The organism is Virgibacillus salexigens (genome assembly GCF_014905415.1).
Classification (GTDB): domain Bacteria; phylum Bacillota; class Bacilli; order Bacillales; family Amphibacillaceae; genus Virgibacillus; species Virgibacillus salexigens.
The window spans coordinates 84,415-107,648 of sequence record NZ_BNEO01000005.1; the positions used below are offsets into that span (position 1 = coordinate 84,415).

At 38.3% G+C, this 23,234-nt stretch carries 20 protein-coding genes; 9 read left to right on the forward strand and 11 right to left on the reverse strand.

The annotated features are described in order from the left end of the window. The first annotated feature begins 109 nt into the window (after positions 1-109). The gene (locus tag JKP73_RS17635) at positions 110-3,793 is read left to right on the forward strand and encodes a 5'-nucleotidase C-terminal domain-containing protein (protein WP_200411597.1); all 3,684 of its coding nucleotides are present in this window, start codon (positions 110-112) and stop codon (positions 3,791-3,793) included. Positions 3,794-3,857: 64 nt separating this feature from the next. Here the strand turns inward: JKP73_RS17635 and nadA are convergent, their stop codons facing one another. Genes nadA through nadB form a run of 3 tightly spaced genes read right to left on the reverse strand, consistent with a single transcriptional unit; the run spans position 3,858 to position 7,383 of the window. Continuing rightward, positions 3,858-4,964: a quinolinate synthase NadA gene (nadA, locus tag JKP73_RS17640; RefSeq protein WP_160807508.1), complete on the reverse strand. Its 1,107-nt coding sequence runs from the start codon at positions 4,962-4,964 to the stop codon at positions 3,858-3,860. Between the two features lie 12 nt (positions 4,965-4,976). Further along, positions 4,977-5,828, reverse strand: a complete 852-nt coding sequence (nadC, locus tag JKP73_RS17645; protein WP_031334892.1) for a carboxylating nicotinate-nucleotide diphosphorylase — start codon at positions 5,826-5,828, stop codon at positions 4,977-4,979. Beyond that, the gene (nadB, locus tag JKP73_RS17650; protein WP_234447131.1) at positions 5,797-7,383 is read right to left on the reverse strand and encodes an L-aspartate oxidase; all 1,587 of its coding nucleotides are present in this window, start codon (positions 7,381-7,383) and stop codon (positions 5,797-5,799) included. The genes nadC and nadB overlap by 32 nt, the downstream gene beginning before the upstream one ends. A gap of 99 nt (positions 7,384-7,482) precedes the next feature. Here nadB and JKP73_RS17655 point away from each other — a divergent pair, with 99 nt between their 5' ends. From JKP73_RS17655 to panF, 6 genes are all read left to right on the forward strand, one after another. Beyond that, positions 7,483-8,607: an IscS subfamily cysteine desulfurase gene (locus tag JKP73_RS17655; RefSeq protein ID WP_160807506.1), complete on the forward strand. Its 1,125-nt coding sequence runs from the start codon at positions 7,483-7,485 to the stop codon at positions 8,605-8,607. A gap of 61 nt (positions 8,608-8,668) precedes the next feature. Next, complete coding sequence (locus JKP73_RS17660; protein ID WP_021288772.1) at positions 8,669-9,211, forward strand: transcription repressor NadR; 543 nt, start codon at positions 8,669-8,671, stop codon at positions 9,209-9,211. A 139-nt stretch (positions 9,212-9,350) separates the two neighbouring features. Further along, positions 9,351-9,494, forward strand: a complete 144-nt coding sequence (locus JKP73_RS17665; RefSeq protein ID WP_021288771.1) for a hypothetical protein — start codon at positions 9,351-9,353, stop codon at positions 9,492-9,494. A gap of 257 nt (positions 9,495-9,751) precedes the next feature. After that, positions 9,752-11,245, forward strand: coding sequence for a peptide MFS transporter (locus JKP73_RS17670; RefSeq protein ID WP_021288770.1), 1,494 nt, complete (start codon positions 9,752-9,754; stop codon positions 11,243-11,245). A gap of 178 nt (positions 11,246-11,423) precedes the next feature. Next, positions 11,424-11,675, forward strand: coding sequence for a YhdT family protein (locus tag JKP73_RS17675; RefSeq protein WP_200411647.1), 252 nt, complete (start codon positions 11,424-11,426; stop codon positions 11,673-11,675). Continuing rightward, positions 11,672-13,111 (forward strand): sodium/pantothenate symporter, encoded by a 1,440-nt coding sequence (gene panF, locus JKP73_RS17680; protein WP_200411599.1) that lies wholly within the window; start codon positions 11,672-11,674, stop codon positions 13,109-13,111. The genes JKP73_RS17675 and panF overlap by 4 nt, the downstream gene beginning before the upstream one ends. A gap of 177 nt (positions 13,112-13,288) precedes the next feature. Here panF and JKP73_RS17685 read toward each other — a convergent pair whose 3' ends face one another. From JKP73_RS17685 to JKP73_RS17710, 6 genes are all read right to left on the reverse strand, one after another. Further along, positions 13,289-15,274, reverse strand: a complete 1,986-nt coding sequence (locus JKP73_RS17685; protein WP_188943727.1) for an acetoacetate--CoA ligase — start codon at positions 15,272-15,274, stop codon at positions 13,289-13,291. Between the two features lie 155 nt (positions 15,275-15,429). Continuing rightward, entirely contained in the window at positions 15,430-15,954 is a 525-nt protein-coding gene (locus JKP73_RS17690) for a type 1 glutamine amidotransferase domain-containing protein (protein ID WP_021288766.1), read from the reverse strand. 91 nt (positions 15,955-16,045) lie between these two features. Further along, on the reverse strand, positions 16,046-16,456 hold the full coding sequence (locus tag JKP73_RS17695; protein ID WP_021288765.1) for a DUF3021 domain-containing protein: 411 nt from the start codon (positions 16,454-16,456) through the stop codon (positions 16,046-16,048). Further along, positions 16,446-16,907: a LytTR family DNA-binding domain-containing protein gene (locus JKP73_RS17700; protein ID WP_021288764.1), complete on the reverse strand. Its 462-nt coding sequence runs from the start codon at positions 16,905-16,907 to the stop codon at positions 16,446-16,448. The genes JKP73_RS17695 and JKP73_RS17700 overlap by 11 nt, the downstream gene beginning before the upstream one ends. Positions 16,908-16,924: 17 nt before the next feature. Further along, positions 16,925-17,674, reverse strand: coding sequence for an ABC transporter permease (locus JKP73_RS17705; RefSeq protein ID WP_021288763.1), 750 nt, complete (start codon positions 17,672-17,674; stop codon positions 16,925-16,927). Positions 17,675-17,703: 29 nt separating this feature from the next. Next, on the reverse strand, positions 17,704-18,603 hold the full coding sequence (locus JKP73_RS17710) for an ABC transporter ATP-binding protein (protein ID WP_021288762.1): 900 nt from the start codon (positions 18,601-18,603) through the stop codon (positions 17,704-17,706). Between the two features lie 220 nt (positions 18,604-18,823). Between JKP73_RS17710 and JKP73_RS17715 the strand changes: the two genes are divergently transcribed. Beyond that, a complete protein-coding gene (locus JKP73_RS17715; protein WP_200411600.1) occupies positions 18,824-20,314 on the forward strand; it encodes a BCCT family transporter in 1,491 nt (496 codons plus the stop codon). A gap of 36 nt (positions 20,315-20,350) precedes the next feature. Here the strand turns inward: JKP73_RS17715 and JKP73_RS17720 are convergent, their stop codons facing one another. Both JKP73_RS17720 and JKP73_RS17725 read right to left on the reverse strand, forming a co-directional pair. After that, on the reverse strand, positions 20,351-20,794 hold the full coding sequence (locus JKP73_RS17720) for a YueI family protein (protein ID WP_038245806.1): 444 nt from the start codon (positions 20,792-20,794) through the stop codon (positions 20,351-20,353). A 118-nt stretch (positions 20,795-20,912) separates the two neighbouring features. Beyond that, positions 20,913-21,083 (reverse strand): YfhD family protein, encoded by a 171-nt coding sequence (locus tag JKP73_RS17725; RefSeq protein ID WP_021288759.1) that lies wholly within the window; start codon positions 21,081-21,083, stop codon positions 20,913-20,915. A gap of 191 nt (positions 21,084-21,274) precedes the next feature. Here JKP73_RS17725 and JKP73_RS17730 point away from each other — a divergent pair, with 191 nt between their 5' ends. Continuing rightward, positions 21,275-23,218, forward strand: coding sequence for an aconitate hydratase (locus JKP73_RS17730; RefSeq protein ID WP_200411601.1), 1,944 nt, complete (start codon positions 21,275-21,277; stop codon positions 23,216-23,218). Positions 23,219-23,234: the final 16 nt, after the last annotated feature.

The following is a 23,234-nucleotide window of genomic DNA, read 5'->3' on the forward strand; positions in this document are numbered from 1 at the left end:
AAAAATTTACTAATCTATTATAGATTATACATGTATGTTATGCGATAGTAAAAGTGTGTCATGTCGACGTAACATGACAACAAACTACTAAATCCTGAGGAGGTTGCAGATGCGAAAATTACGGGTGAAGCAGTGTTTTTCCTTATTACTTATCTTTACGCTTATTGTAATGAATTTTTCACCAGTATTACGTACATCAGTAGCTGCGGCAGACAACACAGAGACGGCAGATAAGTTGTTTATTTCAGAGTATATAGAAGGAAGCTCCTATAATAAGGCAATTGAAATTTACAATGGTACAGGGGCGGAGGTAGATTTAGGCAATTATCAATTGGCACTTTATAGCAATGGGGCGGAGGATGCTAGTCAAACATTGAATCTTGAAGGGACATTAGCACAAGATGAAGTGTATGTACTTGCACATACAAATGCTGATGAATCCATTTTAGAAGTCGCTGATCAAACGAATACAACGGTTATTAATTTTAATGGAAATGACGCAATTGCTTTACAGAAGAACGAGAACAACATCGATATACTGGGTACGGTTGGGGATGATAGTAACTATGCAATAGATATGACGATTGTCAGAAAGCCTTCCATAAATATGTCAAATACAACCTATGATGTGGCAGAATGGACAGAGCATAACCACGATTATTTTGAAAATCTTGGTGTCCATACCATCGATGAAAACAATCCTGGTGATCCAGGAGAACCCGACCCAGAGGATCCTAATGTTTCTACTATTGAAGAGGCTAGACAGTTTGATGATGGTACAACGGTATCAGTAGAAGGAACTGTCACGGTGAATTCAGCTGCTATTAGTAACGGCACCCAATTTACAACGTACATACAAGACGTTACTGGCGGTATTAATCTATTTGCCTATGAACAAGGTGAATTACCAGAGCTTGCAAAGGGAGATAAAGTAAAAATTGTTGGTGAATTGGCCACATACAATGGATTAAAAGAGGTAGTCCCTACTAGTATACAGGTATTGGAGTCCGATCAACCATTACCAGAGGTACAAGAAGTTAGTTTAGAAGATTTACAAAATGAGGAGACAGCAGAGTCACTTGAAGGGGAACGTGTTCGTGTAAATGGGTATCTATCTAGTATTCCAGATAGTCCTGCTGGTGGTGGATACAATGTATCATTTATTGATAGTGATTATAATGGTACGACGCTCCGTATTATGGAAAATGCCTTAGATATAGCACAAGTGGAGGAAGATGCATGGTACAACGTTACAGGGATTGTAAGCCAATACAATAATTATCAGGTTATTCCCACAGAGCAAGCAGATTTTGAGGTGGCGGCGGAACAACCAGATCCACCATCCGCCTCAGGAGAATATGAAACAACCGTTGAAGCGGTAACGGATGGAGATACCATCCGTATTGCAGATCCTGTACTCGGTGAAACAAGGGTTCGATTTGTCAATATGGATACACCGGAAACGTATGCCGCACATAATGAGGATCCAGCAAGAGACGAAATCAATCAAAACCAAAAGTATCATGGGGATGAAGCTACAAGTTATATCAATGAGTTAATTCAGTCTGGTGATGAAATTATTGTTAAGCTTAGCGACACACCTACAGATGACTATGGTAGATTGCTAGCAGAGATCATTCGAAAAGAAGATGGCATGAATATTAATCTAGAAATGGTAAGACAGGGATATGCATCGACTTATTTTATAGCTCCTTTTAATGACGAAGTGTACCCAGAGTACCAACATGCGGTTAAGCAAGCAAAAGATAGGGAGTTAGGTATTTGGAATGCTGAAAACCCTCTAATGGAATTACCATTTGTGTTCCGTGCAAACGATGATCAAAAAGGATTTCAACGATATGTAGGTAACTCGGATACTAAGGAGTATGTTGTTCCAGATAATTGGGCAGATGTTCCTGTTGAGAAGCGTGTGTTTTTCTCAAGCCCGGAGGAAGCAGAATCCTATGGATATTCTCCAGCAGAGGAAACAGCCGATGAAAATTTACAGGTACAATTATTAGGAGTGAATGATCTTCACGGAAAGATAGATCAGGAATATGAATTAGATCCAGATGGTGATGGCACATTGGCCATGTATGGTCGCTCCGATTATTTAGCTTCTGCGATCAAACAAAGAGATCAGGAACACGAGAACGCTTTAGTTGTACATTCAGGTGATATGATTGGTGGAAGTTCACCAGTTTCTGGTTTATTGCAGGATGAGCCTACAGTTGAAATTATGGAGGAAATTGGATTCGATGTAGGTACGGTCGGTAATCATGAATTTGATGAAGGTACGGACGAATTATTGCGTATGGTCGATGGTGGGGAGCACCCGGATGGTACTCCTGATTATGATGGCATGGACTTTCCGAATCTTTGTGCTAATTGTGTATACAAGGGTAGTGGTGATCCGATATTACCCCCTTATTATGTGGAAGAAGTTGATGGTGTAGAGATTGGTTTTGTTGGTGTGACTACGGAAGAGACGGCGAATATCGTCATGCCTGAAGGTATTCAAGATATTGAGTTTACAGATCCTACAGCTGCAGTGAATGATGCGGTAGCTGAATTACAAAGTCAAGGAGTAGAATCGATTGTTATTTCGGCTCACATTCCTGCTGAGCAAGATGGGGATGGTGCAACAGGAGAAGCTGCAGATTTAGCAAATAATGTGGATGATGCGGTTGATGTGATTCTTGCAGCGCATAACCATCAAGTGGTTGATAGTGTGGTAGATAATAAGTTAATCGTTCAAGCCTCTGAATATGGAAAGGCATTTGCGGACATTGATTTGGAAATTGACCGAGAAACAGGAGATATTATCCAAAAAGAAGCAGAAATTGTCTTTGTGAAACAAAGTGATTATCAGCCAGACGACAAGGTTGCAGCTATTCTAGAAAAATATCAAAATCAAATCGGACCAATTTTGGATGAAGTGATTGGCTATAATGCTACGGATTTAACAGGTGATTATATTGTCGATGGTGATCATGGATTAGGTAATTTGCTTGCAGATGGAATGAAATGGTCAATGGATAGCGATTTTGCCATGATGAATGGTGGAGGTATTCGAGACGATCTCCTTGCAGGTGAAGTGACGTGGGGAGACCTATATAATATACAGCCATTTGGAAATACTTTAATGACAGTGGAAGTTACAGGTGAAGATATCTATACGATCCTAAATGAACAGATTTCTCCTGAATATGGACCTGATTATAGTGTGAGTGGATTACATTATACATGGAACCCGTCCTTAAATCAGGTCGTTAACGTAAGTTTTCCTGATGGTACGTTAATTGATAGAGAAGAGGTATATACCCTAACGGTAAATAATTTTATGGCAACGTCTGAGGGACCGATCAAGGATCTGGGACAGAACCCAGTCACCGGACCAGCGGATATTGATGCCACGGTTGATTTCGTAGAAAGTTTAAATAGTACAGCTGACAATCCATTTGAATATGCTTCAGAAGGCAGGATAACGGAAACCGATGAAGAACCAGGTGATCCAGGCGGCACTCCTGAAGTAGAAATAGAACCAAAGCATGATTTTGGGATAGCAACAGTCTATACAAGAGATTTGTTAGATATCGAGAATGGGGCACGTGTAACAATTGATATCGAGAATGGTTGGAGTTATCGTTTTGTCTTTTTACACAAAAGGCAAGTAGATGTTTTAAAGGAAAAAGAAGTGACCTTGGTCATTACAAATGGATTGGGGTCAAGAACGTTTGATATGACGGACTACGAGAGACGATGTCTATTTGCTGGTGTAAGAAACCGTTGATAGGAAAGTAAAAGCAAAACCTTGCCTAAGCATACCATAACTCAGGCAAGGTTTTTTCATTTATTTATAATGAATGGAACATGCGGTGAAGTGCAAGGGCAGCATTGGTTGATACATCTTGGGACACTTTGATTTGATTGACTGGTTTGCCGCTGATAATGGACTCAAGGCACCAAAGGAGGTGGGCCAAATCAATCCTATTCATCGTTAGACAAGGGCACATATGTGGATTCAAAGATATAATTTGTTTATCGGGATGCTGATCAATCAGTCTTTGGACAAGATTCATCTCTGTACCAATTGCCCAAGCAGTACCAGGATTTGCTTGTTCGATGGTACGAATAATATGATTGGTACTCCCATTATAATCAGATGCGTCAACTACTTCTTTCCGACATTCTGGATGTACAATGATATTCATACTTGGATCGTTTTTACGTACATCTTCAACATTTGATAATGTAAAATTCTCATGAACGGAACAATGCCCCTTCCATAAAATGACTTTAATTCTTTCTACGTCCCCTTCAAAAAGAAGTTCGTTGTTGATTGGATCCCAGATCGCCATCTCATCTAGCCCAATACCAATATCTGAGGCAGTATTTCTACCTAAATGTTGGTCTGGTAAAAATAGAATTCTTTCTTTTTGGGAAAAGGCCCAATTCACCATGTTATGCGCATTCGATGATGTCACCGTAGTACCGCCGTGCTTTCCAACAAACGATTTAATCGCTGCTGTAGAATTAACATAGGTTAAGGGTACAATGCTATCTCCAAATATAGTTTGTAAGGATGACCAGGCTCTCTCCGTTTGGTGTATATCTGCCATATCTGCCATCGAGCAACCTGCGCGCATATCAGGTAAAAGCACGTTCTGATCGTTGTTCGTTAATATATCTGCTGTTTCTGCCATGAAATGTACCCCACAAAAAACAATATAGGTTGCCTTGGGGTTTTCAGCAGACACTTGAGCTAGTTGAAGCGAGTCTCCCACGGCATCTGCAAATTGAATAACTTCATCTTTTTGATAATGGTGTCCTGGTATAAATAATGAATCTCCTAATGTTTGTTTGATTTCTTGGACGCGTTGTTCCATTTCTTCTTTCGTTAAATGAAGGTATTTATCATCAATCGTATGTAATGAACCTGTTAGCTCTTCAAGTAACCCCATTTTTATTTCCTCCTATTTTGCCATTTGATTTTCCGCACGTACCTGTGCACTAATATCCAGTCCCGATGCAGAATGTGTCAAATATCCCAATGAAATAAAATCAACACCACTCGTAGCATAATTATAAAGCTGATCCATTGTTATTCCACCAGAAGCTTCTGTAGTAATATTGTTAGGGACATGATGTATCCATTGTTTAATTGTTTGCGGGGAACAGTTATCAAACATAATAATATCTACATTGTTTGCAGCTGCCTCAACTAATTGATCCTCGGTTTCAATTTCAACTTCGATTTTGATCGTGTGACCTAGACCGTTTTTTAAATTTCGAATAGCATTTGTGATCGACCCGGCATAGGCAATGTGATTATCCTTTATCATCACTGCGTCAGCTAAACTAAGTCTATGATTAAAACCGCCACCGCATCTGACGGCATGTTTTTCAAGCATTCGTAGTCCAGGCGTTGTCTTTCTAGTGTCACAAATTCTCGCTTCTGTACCAGTTATTACATCCACGGCGTGAGCAGTTAAAGTAGCGATTCCACTCATACGCTGTATAAGATTAAGTACCACTCGTTCAGCCTGAAGTAAATCCTTTATCGGGCCATGTATACGAGCAATTTCCGTTCCTTCAACTACCTTGTCACCATTTTTTACAAATAGTTGGGAATGGACCATTGGATTAATGATAGGAACCCCTCTGTTAATGATTTCTTCCCCACAAAAAATGCCTGGACTTTTTGCGATCAGTTGCATTTCTCCCATTTGTTTACTGTCAAATAAATACTGTGTAGTAATATCGCCGTCACCAATATCCTCTATGAAAAAGGATTCAAGCATAGATTTCAATTTGATGTTGTTTATCATAGGTTATCCTCGCTCTATTATTTTCTTGATTATGCATGATTCGTTTTTTGTACCAATTTATTTGATCCTTATTTGGAAAATCAGATCGAATATGAGCTCCGCGACTTTCCGTTCGAAGCAGCGAAGATTCGGTCATTAATACAGCATGAATCCACATAAAATAAGTTTCAATGTCTGATCTGCTCTTATGGTCAATTGCTTGAAATGGAGTCAAAGCAAATCTATTCAACCAATTTAATTGTTTGGTTAAGCCGTTTTGATTACGAATAATACCAACATGACGCATCATGGTATCCTGTAACGCTTCTTTTGTAAATGGAAGCTGGATTAGTGGAGACTGGTTCTTTTCAATAGGGTCGAAATCTAATGTGGTATCTTTCTTGTTGCTTAGTAACAATGCCGCTAATCGATTCCCATATACGAGTCCTTCGAGCAGTGAATTACTTGCTAATCGATTCGCTCCATGTACCCCGCTGCATGCTACTTCACCAATAGCATAAAGCCCTTTTTTAGTGGTGCATCCCCACTTATCGACCATAATTCCGCCCATCATGAAATGGGACCCTGGTGTAACAGGAATTCTGCATTTATGTATATCAATGTGATTATCAAGACACATAGCTGCTATGGAAGGGAACTGGTCTTGAAAATTTGTTATTGGCGAAATATCCAAATATATTTTTCTACCAGACTGTAATTGTTTATAGATTTCATAAGCTACAATATGCCTTGGCCCTAAGTCTTGGAGTGGGTGAATATCGGTCATTATTTTTTCTCCATCTTCATTAACAAGCTTTGCTCCTGCTCCTCTAATTGCCTCAGATATTAATCCGATTGTTTTCCCATTTACAGTAAGGATAGTGGGATGGAATTGAAAAAATTCCAGGTCGGTAATATGCGCTCCAGCCCGATAGGCTAAGGCGATCCCATCTCCTACTATGGAGGGGTGATTGGAGGTACGCGTAAATAGTCCTCCGGCACCTCCCGTGGCTAATACAACATGAGAAGCAAAGTATGTTTTACACTGATCCTGCTTGTTCTTTGTTTTCACACCGATGCAGTTCCCGCTACGGTTTAACATTAAATCAATAACCATTTCATTTTGAACCCATTCAATCGTTGATGAAGCGGCAATTGCATCCATGATAAAACCAGTTATTTTTCTACCTGTCTGATCACCACCTGAATGCAATATTCGTGGTTTTCTATGTGCACCTTCTATACCTAAATCATACGTTCCCTCCCTCGTTATATCGAAGGGGGCACCAGCATGAATGAATCGTTCCACGGCTTGTTTTCCTTCTTGAACAAGAGCTGTTACCGCTTGTTCATTTCCGTGCCAATCACCTGCGATCATGGTATCCAGAAAATGATGCTGCGTATGGTCATCTTTAGAGATAGCAGCTGCAATTCCACCTTGGGCTAAATATGAATTATTAGCTGTTAATTGGTTTTTTGTGATAATCATCACATGCAAATGTTGATGAAGGTTATACGCTAATTGCAAAGCTGCAATTCCGCTTCCGATGATAATCACATCTGTTTTAGGCACTTTTGCACCTCCTGATATTACAATTGTCTTGACACATATCATTACATATAATTACGATAAATACAAGCGTTTTTTCTGAAAAAGGTGGGAGGGATATTGTTGAAGTACTTTGACTTTGCTGCGACAACTCCGATAGATCCAGAAGTGTTATCCATATATCAAGAAGTGGCACGTGATTATTGGGGGAATACCAGTAGTTTGCATGATACAGGAACAAATGCGAAACAAATCCTAGAAAGTTGCCGAGAAAAACTGGCTGCTGTATTACAAGTTCCAGCACAAGGGATTTATTTTACGTCAAGTGGGACGGAGGCTAATCAACTAGCGATTACTTCATTAGCTTTCAGCCAAGGTCATAAAGGAAAACATATTATAACGTCAATGGCAGAGCATCCTTCCGTTGGTTCTAGCCTGGATTTTTTAAAGGATTTTGGTTACACCATTACGAAATTACCTTTTAACCAGAGCGGACAAGTAGATATACATGATTTCAATGAAGCGATTCAAACAGACACAGTATTAATTACAATTAGCCATGTTAATAATGAAATAGGCTCTATCCAACCCATTGAAGCTATTTATCAACGAATTAAAGATAGGCAAATTCTTCTTCATAGTGATTGTATTCAATCTTTTGGCAAAATGGAGATGCAGCCCATCAGTTCACTGGTTAACAGTATGTCGATATCTGCCCATAAAATCTATGGACCTAAAGGAGTAGGGGCTGTTTACATTCAGCCTGATATTCCAGTAAAGGGGTTATTTCCTAATCAAACACATGAACATGGTTTCCGGGGGGGGACGGTTAATACCCCCGGTATCGCCGCCTTTGTAGGAGCAGCATTAAAAGCTTCTCATGTTGAACGGGAGAAAGTAATGGCGTTACGAAATTTGTTTATAACTCAATTAACAAAGGAAATGGATCACATATTTCGAATTGTGGAAGCACCATTTAATTGGCAAAACCCCTATGTATTAGGGGTTATAGTGAAAGGCTTGGAGGGTCAATGGGTAATGTTAGAGTGTAATCGCAAGGGATTTGCGATCTCTACAGGGAGTGCCTGTGGTCAGTCAGTTCATTTGAAAGCAAATACATTATTGGCGATGGGATATTCCCAAGAGGAACAGAAGGAATTTATCCGAATTTCTTTTGGGAGAAATACAAAAGGTGAAGATGTAAAAGCGTTAGCGAATACTTTAAAAGAAATAGCACAAAGCGTATAATAAGAACTGAAATTGGATGATTACGTCTTTAATATCGCAATTAATCTTGGACGGTGATGGAATGAGTGGGAAGCAGAAGCTCCTTGGTGAAGAAAGAAGAAAAGCTATTTTAGATCTATTGAGAAAAGAAGATAAGCCAATAAAGGGTGGGCAATTAGCAGAATTAACGAATGTAAGCCGACAAGTCATTGTAAATGATATTACCTTGCTGAAAGCTAAAAATGAGCCGATTATGGCAACCAGTCAAGGTTATCTTTATATTTCACATTCTGCTCCAGCTGGTGCCGAACGAATCGTTGCTTGTCAACATCCTCCGATGCGAACAGAAGAAGAATTGAATTTACTTGTGGACCATGGTTTAACAGTCAAAGACGTTACAATTGAACACAGTGTTTATGGAGATTTAACAGCGTCTATTATGGTAGCAAATCGGGTTGAGGTAGCAAATTTCATCGAAAAAATCACATCAACTGGTGCGTCATATTTATCGGAACTAACGGAGGGAGTACATCTCCATACCTTAGTAGGTGTTAATGAAAATCAGTTAGATAAGGCAGAGGAAGCGTTAAAGAAAGCTGGATTTCTAATCCAAACAAATGAGTAACAGGAGGCTAAAGAAAGGTTCGGTATAGACAATAATCTTTATTTATCATATTATATATGAATCATCTCATACACTAGATAAAGTGGTAGTTACAGCCGCTTTGGATGGGGTGAAGGTGTAAAACAAAGGAGGAAATACCATGCATATGCACATCATTCGCTGGGTGATTGTTGGAGTTGCAGTAAATGCGGTAACATTAATGCTGTTATTTGCAAATATCGAAGGATTAAAAGGACTTCTCGAATTTATGACTGAGTTTAGTAAGTATTCGAATAAGTCATAATATGGTAATGTCTTCCTAAATCGACGATGAATCTGTTATGAAAAATCTCTTTATTAGGAAGGAGATAAGTTGTGCTTCTCCTTCAAAATAAAGAGATTTTTTACTTTTTAAATACTAAATAATGTAATAATTAAGAAATACTTCTCAATATTTTCTAAATTATGACGTTTGACGTATGACTTTAATAGGAGTAACATATTTTTGTCGAAAAAAATAATTTTCAGTTTATTCTGAAGGAAGAAAAGGAGTTTAACAACATGTCAACACATAGCAAAGAAGAAATTGTGCGAAGTGTCCCACAAAAGGGATTTTTTGGACATCCGAAAGGCCTATTCACACTTTTCTTCACAGAATTTTGGGAACGTTTTTCCTATTATGGAATGCGTGCACTTTTACTTTATTATATGTATACAGAGGTTGCGAGTGGTGGTTTAGGAATTGATGATGGCACTGCTAAATCAATTATGGCAATATATGGCTCCCTCGTTTATATGTCTGGTATTATTGGAGGATGGATTGCTGACCGCCTGTTAGGAACACAACAAACAGTGTTTTACGGTGGGGTACTAATTATGGCAGGTCATATTGTATTAGCACTTCCTGCTGGAACCACTGGACTATTTATTTCAATGTTCCTTATCGTCGTTGGTACAGGCTTATTAAAACCAAATGTATCAAGTGTAGTGGGTGATCTGTACAGCCCTAGAGATGTACGTCGTGATTCTGGATTTAGTATTTTTTATATGGGTATTAATATGGGAGCTTTAATTGCGCCATTGGTTGTTGGTACATTAGGACAAGAATATAACTATCATTTAGGTTTTGGTGTAGCAGCAATTGGTATGCTTCTTGGATTAATTGTATTTGTTGTTACTAAGAAAAAATATCTTGGCCTTGCTGGAACCTATGTACCGAATCCACTTGAACAAGATGAAAAGAAAAAGGTATACAGTCGTATTGGCATCGGCGCACTTATTGTTGTTATCCTTGGTGCAATAACAATACCAACAGGTATATTGACAATTAATGGCTTTACCTATTTAGTAAGTATATTAGGAATACTAATTCCGACCATTTACTTTATCGTGATGTATCGTAGTCCTAAAACTACTGCAGATGAGAAATCACGATTGGTTGCATATATTCCATTGTTTATTGCTGCTATCATGTTTTGGGCTATTCAAGAACAAGGTTCTATCATTTTAGCTGAATATGCAGATAAACGTACGGAACTTAGCTTTCTAGGTCTTGAATTGCAATCATCATGGTTCCAATCTCTTAATCCGTTATTTATTGTAATATTAGCTCCAATATTTGCAGGATTTTGGATGAAGCTTGGTGAGCGTCAGCCATCCACACCGAAAAAATTCTCCATTGGTTTACTATTTGCAGGTTTATCCTTCTTAGTCATGATTATTCCTGCAACAATAAATGGAACTGATAGCTTAGTAAGTCCAATTTGGCTGGTACTCAGCTTCTTACTTGTTGTAATTGGGGAGCTATGCTTATCACCCGTTGGTTTATCTGCAACAACAAAACTTGCTCCACAAGCGTTTTCCGCGCAAACAATGAGTTTATGGTTCTTATCAAACGCATCTGCTCAAGCAATTAATGCGCAGATTGTAAAACTATACACACCAGAAACAGAGGTCATTTACTTTGGAGTAATTGGTGGGGTTGCAATCCTACTTGGATTTATGCTGTATTTACTTTCTAAAAAAATTCAACACTTCATGAAAGGTGTTCGCTAATTAATCTGGATAAAAATCGGCAATTCTAATGAGTTGTCGATTTTTTAATTATCCGTATTCATATAATTAGAGTCACGCACATCTTCTGTTGGTAGGCTTTCTAATTTTACATAAAATAACGGATTAAGGTATATTGGTTTTAAGTAATTACGGGGGTGAGTTTTTGAAAAAGGATACTATGAAAATCGCCAATCGAGAGGCACTAATTGGTGTTGGTTTGGTTGTTTTTCATTTTATTTGGTGGTTTGCGTTTGCCTACGGCTTAGGAAGTAAAGACATCAGCGAGTATACATATATCATTGGCTTACCAGCCTGGTTCTTTTATAGCTGTGTTGTAGGTTTTATTGTTATAGCGGTGTTAGTCACAATTGTAGTCAAGAAATTTTTTGTCGTTATTTCATTTGATGATGAGGAGAAGGAAACAGAATGAATTGGGAATCTCTACTACCGTTAATCGCAATCTTAATTATTATTTTTGGTGTTGGTATTTGGGCTGGTGGTTATTTAAAGGGATCTACCAACTTTGTTCAAGATTATTTTTTGGGTGGTCGTAGTCTTGGCGGGTTTGTCCTGGCAATGACAATGACAGCAACATATGGAAGTGCAAGTAGTTTTATTGGCGGGCCTGGAACAGCATATAATGAAGGGCTTGGCTGGGTACTGTTAGCGATGTCGCAAGTTGCAACAGGTTATATTGTGTTGATGATTTTAGGTAAGAAGTTTGCGATTATAACACGTAAGTATAAGGCATTAACAATGGTTGATTTTTTGAAGCAGCGTTATCAATCCAAGTGGGTCGTTATCTTTTCGGCGGTTAGTATTATCGTTTTTCTTTTTTCAGCAATGGCAGCGCAGTGGATTGGTGGTGCAAGATTAATAGAATCCTTAATTGGAATTGATTACACATCTGCGCTATTTATATTCGCTGTTTCTGTGCTGATTTATGTTACTGTCGGTGGTTTTCGTGCGGTTGCTTTGACGGATGCGATTCAAGGAAGCATTATGTTTATAGGGACGTTTATATTACTTATCGCTGTGATTATAGCTGGTGGCGGTATTCCACAAATTATAGCAGATTTAACAGCGGAAAATCCTAATTTAATTACTCCATATGGATCAGACGGACAGTTAACTCCAGCCTATGTATCCTCTTTTTGGATACTGGTCGGTGTTGGGGTAGTAGCATTACCACAAATTGCTGTACGGGCAATGTCTTATAAAAACGCACAATCAATGCATCGGGCTATTATTATTGGGACAATTGTCGTTGGTTTTATCATGTTAAATATGCATTTAATAGGGGTATTTGCTCGGCCTATTTTACCTGGAATCGAAGTTGGCGATCGTGTTATGCCTTTAATTGCATTAGAAGTCATGCCAAATTGGTTAGCAGGAATTGTCCTGGCAGCTCCCATGGCAGCAATCATGTCTACGGTTGATTCGCTATTATTATTAGTGAGTTCGACCATTCTAAAAGATGTCTATCTTAACTATGTAAGGCCAAATGCGTCTGACCAAACGGTTAAACGATTAAGTATAGGGATAACCGCATTACTAGGTATAATCGTATTTATTATGGCATTAAATCCACCGGATTTAATTATCTGGCTGAATTTATTTGCATTTGGTGGGCTAGAGGCTGCTTTTATTTGGCCAATTGTATTAGGTTTATATTGGAAGAAAGGGAATAAGTATGGAGCCTTGTCTTCTATGTTTACTGGCGTAGCTTTATATATTGTATCCGATCGTTTCTTTCCACAACCATTTGGACTCCATTCGGTCGTGTTACCCGTTATTATTTCGTTCATCGTCTACGTGGGGATAAGTATAGTGACACAGAAGCGGACGGATGCATCGATCAGTTAAGGAAAAGCGTCAGGCTTGCTCTGGTAGGTTCTAAGCCACAACCTCTTTGTAAACACTTGCTTAAAAAGAGACTTTCTCATAAAATGGAAAGTCTCTTTTTGGTAAGAAGGTATGCTATTCAATCAGTCTTATTTGAGAAAAGGGAAGCAGACAACTCTACAAGTTTAGAGTACTAAATTAGACTTTTAAGTGGTTTGCAAATTCAAGAAATGCATCTAAGGACGCTTCATTACTTAATGAGCCTTTATTAACAACTTGATCCAATGGCTTTCCCATTAAAAGTTTTTTAACAGGGATTTCAAGTTTCTTTCCATTTAGTGTCTTAGGTAGATCAGGAACTTGATAGATTTCTGTCGGTACATGGCGAGGGGAACAGTGTGTGCGAATTTGCTGTTTAATGATCTGCTTAATTTCTGAAGTTAACTCCTGTTCTTCTTTCATGACGACAAACAAAGGTACAAATGAGTCCCCATTGCGAGCTGGGATATCAACAATTAAACTATCAGCCACCGATTGCACGTGGTCGACAGCACGATAGATTTCACTAGTACCAATACGAACTCCACCACGATTAATTGTTGCATCAGAACGTCCATAAATGACACAGGTATTTCTTTCAGTAATCTTAATATAATCCCCGTGACACCATATGCCAGAAAATACATCGAAATAACTGTCACGTAGTCTGGTTCCGTCTTCGTCATTCCAAAAGTATATGGGCATGGAAGGAAATGGTTCTGTCAACACGAGCTCTCCAACCTCTTCAATCTGTGATTTTCCATGCGCATTAAAACTTTCAATTTTTGCACCAAGCCCGCGACATTGGAGTTCACCAGCGTAAACTGGTAAAGTAGGTACACCTAGAATAAAAGCAGTGCAAACGTCAGTACCACCACTAGCTGAAGCTATCCATAAATCATCTTTCACGTTCTCATAGCACCATTGAAAACCTTCTGGAGGTAGCGGAGAACCAGTGGAACTTATATTATATAAGTGGCTTAAGTCGAATTGCTCTTTTGGCTCCAATTCCTCTTTCATACAAGCAGTAATATAACTAGCACTTGTTCCAAGCACGGTCATCTTTGTTTCCTCAGCTAATTGCCATAATTTATTTTTAGATGGATAACTAGGGTTTCCATCATATAGAATGATCGCACTGCCAGTTAGTAAACCACCAATAAGGAAGTTCCACATCATCCAACCGGTCGTTGTAAACCAAAAGAAACGATCTGTTTCATCTAAATCCACATGGAAGCTCAACGCTTTTAAATGTTCAAGTAGAATTCCGCCCTGACTTTGCACAATTGGTTTTGGCTTGCCTGTTGTACCAGAAGAGAATAATACCCATAATGGATCATTAAATGCAACATATTCAAACGTTAATGTTTGTGCTTGCTCCTGCTTGATTACTTGGTCCCAATAGGTGACAGCAGAGAGTTTTTTAAAGGTTGCATGTTCATCTAAATAAGGGATTGCAATCGTTGCTTCTAAAGAAGGGAGACTTGATTGAATCTTTGCCGCAACTTCCGTGCGATCAAAATTTTTTCCACCATAGCGGTACCCATCAACAGTGATCAGGAGTTTTGGTTCGATTTGTTGGAAACGATCAATCACACTTTGTGTACCAAAATCAGGAGATGCACTAGACCAAATAGCTCCAAGACTCGCTGTTGCTAGAAACGATACAACTGCTTCATATATATTCGGAATATAACCAACAACCCGATCTCCCTTGTTAATTCCTAGTTCTTTTAAGGTTTGCTGCATCGCAACGGTATCTTGGTATAGTTTTTGCCAGGATACTTCTTCCGTTGTACGGTTCTCAGATGTATGAATAATAGCAGGTCGAGTAGAGGTAGCACGATTTCGAAAGATATGCTCTGTATAGTTTATTGTTGCTTCTGGAAACCATTTAGCTCCGGGCATTTGATGCGAAGTTAATATCGTATGGTATGAATCCTTCGCTTGGATATCAAAATATTCCCAAATGCTGGACCAAAACGATTCCACATTATTTACCGACCATTTCCAGAGGGAGTGGTAGTCTTGAAATTCAAGATTCTTATGCTGTTTTAACCAACGCATGTAGTGATAAATTTGGGTAGATTGCTTTCTTGCTTCGCTCGGCTCCCAAAGTAAGTCTCCTTCGTGTACTAGTTTCATCTCGTTCCCTCCTGTAGTATCGAATAATTCTATTATATGTAACCGCTTTCCTTGTGTAAAGTTACTATTTGGTATAAGAAGGCCAAGCCTCCGATGGTAATCGTAGGCTTGGGATATATTTACTCTGATGAACGATGGATAGCTTTGTAGGTTTATTACTGCTTTGATAGTATATCAGAAAATGTTTTCATGTACACTGGTAAATCAGGTGGTCTCCGACTTGAAATTAAATGTCCGTCTACAACGACAGGCTTATCGACCCATGTTGCACCTGCATTTGTCATATCATCTTTAATTCCTGGTGTACTTGTAACTTGCTTGTTCTGAAGAATGTCAGCAGAAATAAGCACCCAACCAGCATGACAAATTTGGCCGATCGGCTTTTTGTCTTTATTCATTGATTGTACAAGTTGAATCACTTCTGGATAGCGTCTTAATTTGTCAGGTGCCCAGCCACCTGGCACTAATATTGCATGATAATCAGTAGCACTTACGTCAGCTAAAGCATAATCGGATTCAGCTGGAACACCGTATTTGCCGTAGTATATTTGGTTAGCTGTTTTTCCAACAAAATCAACTTGGGCTCCTTCTTCGCGTAGACGTAAAACAGGATACCATAGTTCAAGATCCTCAAAATCTTGTTCAACTAATGCTATCACCTTTTTTCCTTCTAATCGCATATTCAACCTCCGTCTCTACATCTTTTATATATGTTAGTTTATCAAACTTGAAAGAGAGGAGGGAAGTAGAATGATTGCATCGCTTTTCCCTTTATCTTTTTTTATCAAGGTATTCATTCATAGAGGATGCTAACCGTTTGGCAAAAAACTGTGCACCTGCCCAAAAAAGAATGTAAGCGGAGATAAATAATAATGCACCGATTAGAAAAGAAAGTGGTTGAAATGGCAGCCAGTCAACCGCAAAAGCAATGATAAAATAAACGGTAATCGAAAGTGAAAAATGTATTATTGTCCGCTTCAATGGACTCCATTTATCAAATTCATATAGGAAAGAGGAAAGTCCGAAGTACGTACCAATTAAGAGATTTCCTAGCATATACTTCCAAACTTCAGCTATGGAAGCTTCTGCATCCCCAATTACCATGCCTGTTAAGGCAATAAATGTAAAGATTGCTCCAATTGCAATGCCAATGATTGAGCGTTTTAGTATTTCAACGATCATAGAAATCGCCACCTGTCGCTAATTTCTTTTTAATTGAAGTAGCATATTTTCGTGTAATGTATTCTTTATTCCCCGAATGGAAGTAAACACATAAGTTTCCATTGAAAGAAAGTTCAAAACACTGAATATTATTTAGATTCCCGATCACTGACTTAGAGAACCTCATGAAGTGTTGTGGAAGAAGCAGTTCTTCTATTTCATAGAGCTTCATCTTGATTTCAATTCGTTGATTGTGGAGAGCGGCAAAGATTTTTCGTTTCTCTGCATAAATATAATCGATTTCCTTAGGGTTTAGGATGATAGTCTGGTCAGCATCTACACCGAATAAGCGAGCTTGCTTCTTATTGTTAATGTAACGAATGATTTCTTCCAATTCATCTGTCCATTTTTGAGTTTGAATGGTTATTGAGGTTTCTTCGTACTGATCATCGATATCGATGTTTACTTTCATTTGAATTCCTCCAATAGCTAACCTTTCGCTTGCTTTAGAAAATAAGGATAACGTAAGAGTGCAGTAATAAAGCCAGCGGCTCCAAAAGCAAAAAGAATAGAAAGTACCATAATGAATTGCCGCCATTCAAGTGTGCCATCCATAGCACCTCGTAATCCTTGATGTGCCCAATATTGTGGCATCAATTTGCCAATGATTTGGAAAATGGTCGGCATCATATCCATAGGTACCCATAATCCACTTAGTAGTGCGCCACCTAAGGCAATAATTTGGGTAATGGCTAACCCCATATTATTTGTTTTAACTAGTAGAGCCAAAGCCAAGCCAAGACCGGTTACTGTAAATGTTAAACAAATGGAGATGATACTAATAAACAGCGGTTGTTCTAGCGGTATAGTATATACTGCTTTTCCGAATAGAAATAAAATCGTAATTTGGATGAGTACAATAACGAAATATGGCATCCATTTACCTAATAAATAAGCGTAAGAAGGAGCAGGTGTACTGGAAATACGAGCAGCAATTCCATTGTCACGATCCTTTATAAAAGTAGCTGTCATTGTAATTAGAATAAAAAACACAAACATAACTACATACCCAGGAACAATAGAGAGTATAACTTGTTGTTTGATTTCCTCAGCTGCTTTTGCAGTGAAGATAGAAATAAATAATACGGTGAAAATAATGGGGAGAATTAGCATCCAAAATATTAATCCTCTATCTTGAAGATTTTTAATGGTTTCCATGTGAAATAAAGCAGAAGTCATTGCTTATTCCTCCTTCTAGTTTAGCATATTTAATCACGTAGCTGACTCCCTGTTAATGAAAAAAACGTATCCTCTAAACGTGGTTTTAGTAACTCTAATTGTTCAGGGAGAATGTTGTTTGTATGGCAATGTTGGATAATGCTTTCCATAGTTGAAAGTGGATGGTTTGTAGTAATGATATATCCGCCATGTTTGTTTGTAACTCGACCAATCAAGGAGGCATGATCAGGTAAACACGTGTCTCCTTTTATAAATACTGATGGGCTTGCATAAGCGTTTGCTAATTCTTGTATCGTGGCACTTTTTATGATGTTCCCATGATCAATAAAAACTGCTTCATCACAAATTTGTTCAATTTCTTCCATATAATGACTTGCATAGATAATGAGTGTATGCTGTTGTTTTAATTCATGAATGAGTTGAAAGATGAACTGTCTAGATTGTGGATCAATACCGACAGTTGGTTCATCCATGATTAGTATAGAAGGCTGGTGAAGGAGTGCACATCCGATGTTTAATCGGCGTTTCATTCCTCCCGAAAAAGTAAAAACTTTCTCTTTTGCTCGTTCCGTTAAACCAATTAACTGCAACACCTGATAAATACTTGATTTTAACTGTTTTCCTTTAAGGCCGTATAATTTTCCAAAGAATAATAAATTTTGATAAGCGGATACGGTTTCTTCAAGACTTAATTCCTGTGGTATATAACCGATGAGGCCTTTGTGTTTTTTACTGAGTGATTCATTGTTAATGAGAACCTTCCCATCATCTGGTTGATTAATCGATGCTAAAATCTTTAGTAATGAGGACTTTCCAGCGCCATTTGGACCAATTAATCCGTAGCATTTTCCTATTTCCATTTGTAATGATACGTCTTGCAATGCTTGAATTTTTTTGTGTTTTTTCTTAATATGTTTAATTGTCAGCAAAATCTTCCCCTCCTAATAAACCGTTGATACTATTATTACAAGGAAGCATCTGGATGTAAGCAAACATGGAATAACATACAGTTATTCCCGCCTTACATGATAAAAATGGTGAATAAGGGGAAATTAGTTATCATGTCAGATTCGGTTTGATAATATGCCGTATAGGGTATAAGTATGGCTGTACATAGGTGGAAAAGTAAAAAACAAAAGAGGTGTACGAATGAAAAGTGTAACGAATGTATTTTGGTATTCTTTAGCATTATGTATTATCGTAGTTCTCTGGGGATCAATCGCTCCGAAAAAACTAGAGGGTTTTACAGCAGATGTCACTGCTTTTATTTCTGAACATTTTGGTTGGTATTATTTAATAGTAGTTATGCTTATGTTGTTATTTTGTATTTATCTTATCTTTTCTCGTTATGGAAAAATTAAGTTAGGGAAAGAGAATGACAAGCCAGAATTTAGTTTATTGTCTTGGTTCGCTATGTTATTCAGTGCTGGAATGGGAATGGGTTTAGTATTCTGGACAACAGCCGAGCCTATTTCTCATGCATTTATTAGTTCTCCAAGTGCTGAACTAGGGTCGGAACAAGCAATTAAAGATGGTTTGAAATTTTCGTTTTTTCACTGGGGGGTACATGCGTGGGCAGTATACGGAATTGTAGCATTAGTATTAGCGTATTTTAAATTTCATAAGGAGACACCTGGGCTAATCAGTGCAACATTAGTTCCATTATTTGGGAAAAACAGCATGCAAGGGTTTCCTGGAAAGTTAATTGATACTTTGGCTGTATTTGCAACGATCGTTGGTGTTGCAGCAACTCTAGGATTTGGTTCTGCGCAAATAAGTGGTGGACTATCCTTTTTGTTTGGTACACCAGGTACTTTTGCAATGCAATTACTGGTATTAGTGATTGCTACTATTCTTTTTATAGGGTCTGCCTGGTCCGGAATAGGTAGAGGAATCAAATATTTAAGTAATATTAATATGGGATTAGCAGTTGTATTATTGCTTCTATTATTCTTGGCAGGCCCAACACTTTACATTCTTAATATGTTTACTAATACATTGGGGAGTTATTTATCTGATTTCTTTGATATGAGCTTACGCATGGCTCCTCAAGATGGCGATAAACGAGCTTGGATTGATAGTTGGACAATATTCTATTGGGCTTGGTGGATATCATGGGCACCATTTGTTGGTATTTTTATCGCTCGTATTTCAAAAGGAAGAACAGTGAAAGAATTTATGCTTGGTGTATTAATTGTTCCAGCAATCGTTTGTTTTGTTTTCTTCGCAGTATTTGGTGTTTCTGCTTTACATTTAGAGCAGAATGGGATCGCAAAAATATCCGAGTTTGCATTAGAAACATCTACTTTTGGCGTATTAAATGAATATCCATTAGGAATGCTGATGTCAATCATTACATTTTTTGTAGTTGCAATATTCTTTATAACATCAGCTGATTCTGCAACCTTCGTATTAGGAATGCTGAGTACTGGAGGAACGCTTAATCCACAAAATTCAGTTAAAATTTTGTGGGGGTTCATGCAATCAGCAGTTGCTGCCATTATTGTTTACTTTGGTGGAACACAAGGATTGCAAAATATGCTGATTATTGCAGCGCTGCCTTTCTCTGTGGTAATCATCCTCATGGGTGCTGCATTTTTTAAATCTGCTCATGCAGAACACGGTCCACGAAAAAAATAAAATAAAACCCAAGTGGAGAGTACTCTCATTTGGGTTTTATTTAAACCAATTCTTAATTTTAGAAAGGATGGGGGGAGATGCGTCATGCTTTAGTTCTTCCTGATTTGGCTCTTCTTGAATAAAGATTTGCTCTTTATCAATCGCATAATCATAAGTTAATACCGCACCAATGTCTGTGTCGGACTGTTCTTCGTTGGTAATCGTGGAATGTTCAATATTGTATTTATTTGCTAATGCTTTTTCTTCTTTTTGAAAACGATAGGATACATGCCCATTTATAATCAGTTTTGATTTTGGATTATCTTTCATAGCCTGTTCCAGTGCTTCAAGCCCCTTATTGGACATTACTTGCCCTTTTGTAAGTACTAACACAATACGCTCTCTTAATGTACCTAAAAATTGTTTTCGTTCATTATCTTTAGGGAGCCTAGTACCATACATCCCTTCTGTAAGATAATCGTCAACGTCCTTTTTGCTCATACGACATTCCTCACTTCTTATCTGATAGCCCTATTTTACAAATCACGTAATTTAGAATCAATAAAATTGATTCATGGAAAGGAGCGGTCTTTTAAAGACCGCCCCCTTTATCCAAGTTTTACTCTTTTTTTGCACGTTTATCTGCATGACGACCGCGCGCTTGTGCTTCTTTATCCTCATGATCAGCAAATTCTTCAGAGAATTCAACATCTAGACCATCTGACTTTTGATTTTTCGGTGTTTGCGATAGATAATTATTCCTTTGCTTTCGATGTTCATCTCGTCCCATAATTTCACCTCATTCATCTAAATTTAGGTTTAGTATGTAACAAAAACAGAGAACTATGATAGTAACGAAAGTAGTTTTCTTTTATGTTGAATATTCAAAATAGATCAGCGTGTCTTGGTAAATAATATTATTGTTTTTTGTTATACTAATCGAAAGAAAATTTTTCTAGTGAATAAAGGGAGGTTTACACGTTGGCATTAAATTTAACTCAAAAGTTAATTAACGACCATTTAGTGTCTGGGAAAATGAACCCAGGTGAAGAAATTGGCTTGAAAATTGATCAAACGCTTACACAGGATGCGACCGGTACCCTCGTTATGTTGGAATTGGAAGCAATGGAGTTAGACAGAGCAAAAACTGAAGCATCCGCACAATATGTAGACCACAATTTGATACAAGAGGACAATAAAAATCCAGATGACCATTTATTTCTGCAAAGCGCCACGCAACGTTTTGGTTTATATTACAGTAGACCAGGAAATGGGGTAAGCCACCCTGTTCATATGCAGCGTTTAGCTAAACCAGGTAAGACATTACTTGGATCAGACAGTCATACTTGTGCAAATGGCTGTATGGGAATGTTAGCAATGGGAGCAGGGGGGATCGATGTCGCGTTAGCAATTGCTGGAGAACCCTTTTACGTAAAAATGCCGAAAGTTTGGGGGGTTCGATTAATCGGAAAACTCCCTAAATGGGTTAGTGCAAAAGATATTATATTGGAGCTGCTCAGACGGTATGATGTAAAAGGTGGTGTAGGGAAAGTAATTGAATACTATGGTCCTGGAGTCAGTCAACTTAGTGCAATGGATCGTCATGTGATTGCGAATATGGGGGCAGAGCTTGGAGCTACTGGTACCGTCTTCCCATCAGATAATGAAATTAAGCGGTATTTAAAAGAACAAGATCGGGAGGAAGATTGGATTGAACTTGAAGCTGACAAAAATGCTACGTACGATATAGAGGAAGAAATTGATTTATCCAGCTTAGAACCATTAATTGCAAAGCCTTCTAGTCCAGGGAATGTGGTACCTGTACGAGAAGTGAAAAATACGCCTATTTATCAGTCGTATATTGGTTCTTCAGCCAATCCTGGCTACAGAGACTTTGCCATTGCTGCTGAAATTGTGAAGGATAAAAAAATAGCGGAAGGTTTATCATTTGATATTAACCCAAGCTCGAGGCAAATGCTTCAGGATCTAGTAAAAGAAAATCACATTGCAAGTCTTTTGCAGGCTGGGGCACGACTACATCAAGCAGGATGTAATGGCTGTATTGGTATGGGACAAGCTCCAGCTTATGGTAGAAATAGTTTACGAACAACACCAAGAAATTTTCCTGGAAGATCAGGTACTAGAGAAGACAGTGTTTATTTATGTAGTCCAGAGACTGCAGCTGCGTCAGCATTGACAGGAGAAATTACCGACCCAACTACATTAGACATGAAATATCCAAATGTACAATTACCAAAACAGCCTACGGTTGATAAGCAGTTGTTACAGCGGCCATTATCATATGAGGATGCACAGAAAGTAGAGCTACAAAAAGGGCCCAATATCGCATCCATTCCTAAAATGGATGAAATGCCAGACCAGATTGAAATTCCAATCTTGTTAAAGATGGGGGATAATATATCAACAGATGAAATACTAGCTGGAGGAGCTAGAGTGCTTCCATATCGTAGTAATTTACCAGAAATTAGTAAGTTTACGTTCGAAATTATTGATGAAACGTATTATCAGAGAGGGAAAGAGACAGTGGAAAAAGGAGGGCATGCCATCGTTGGTGGTTTCAACTATGGCCAAGGATCTAGCCGAGAACATGCTGCGCTAGCTCCTCGCTATTTAGGACTTCGGGTGGCTATTGTGAAGGACTTTGCTCGTATTCATTGGCAAAATCTTGTTAACTTTGGCGTGCTTCCTTTAACCTTTGTGAATGAAGAGGATTATGATTTGTTGCAACAAGGGGATGTAATCGTTGCAAAGGATTTAAAAAGGAAAGTAAATGAAGGAAATGAATTCCCTATCGAACTGAAAGGAAAAAATCAAAAAATACAGGTGACCCATGCATTATCTGAACGGCAAAAGGAAATTATGTTAAAAGGTGGGATAATAAACTGGGTAAAGAACGCAGTATAAAACAAGGCTGATAAGG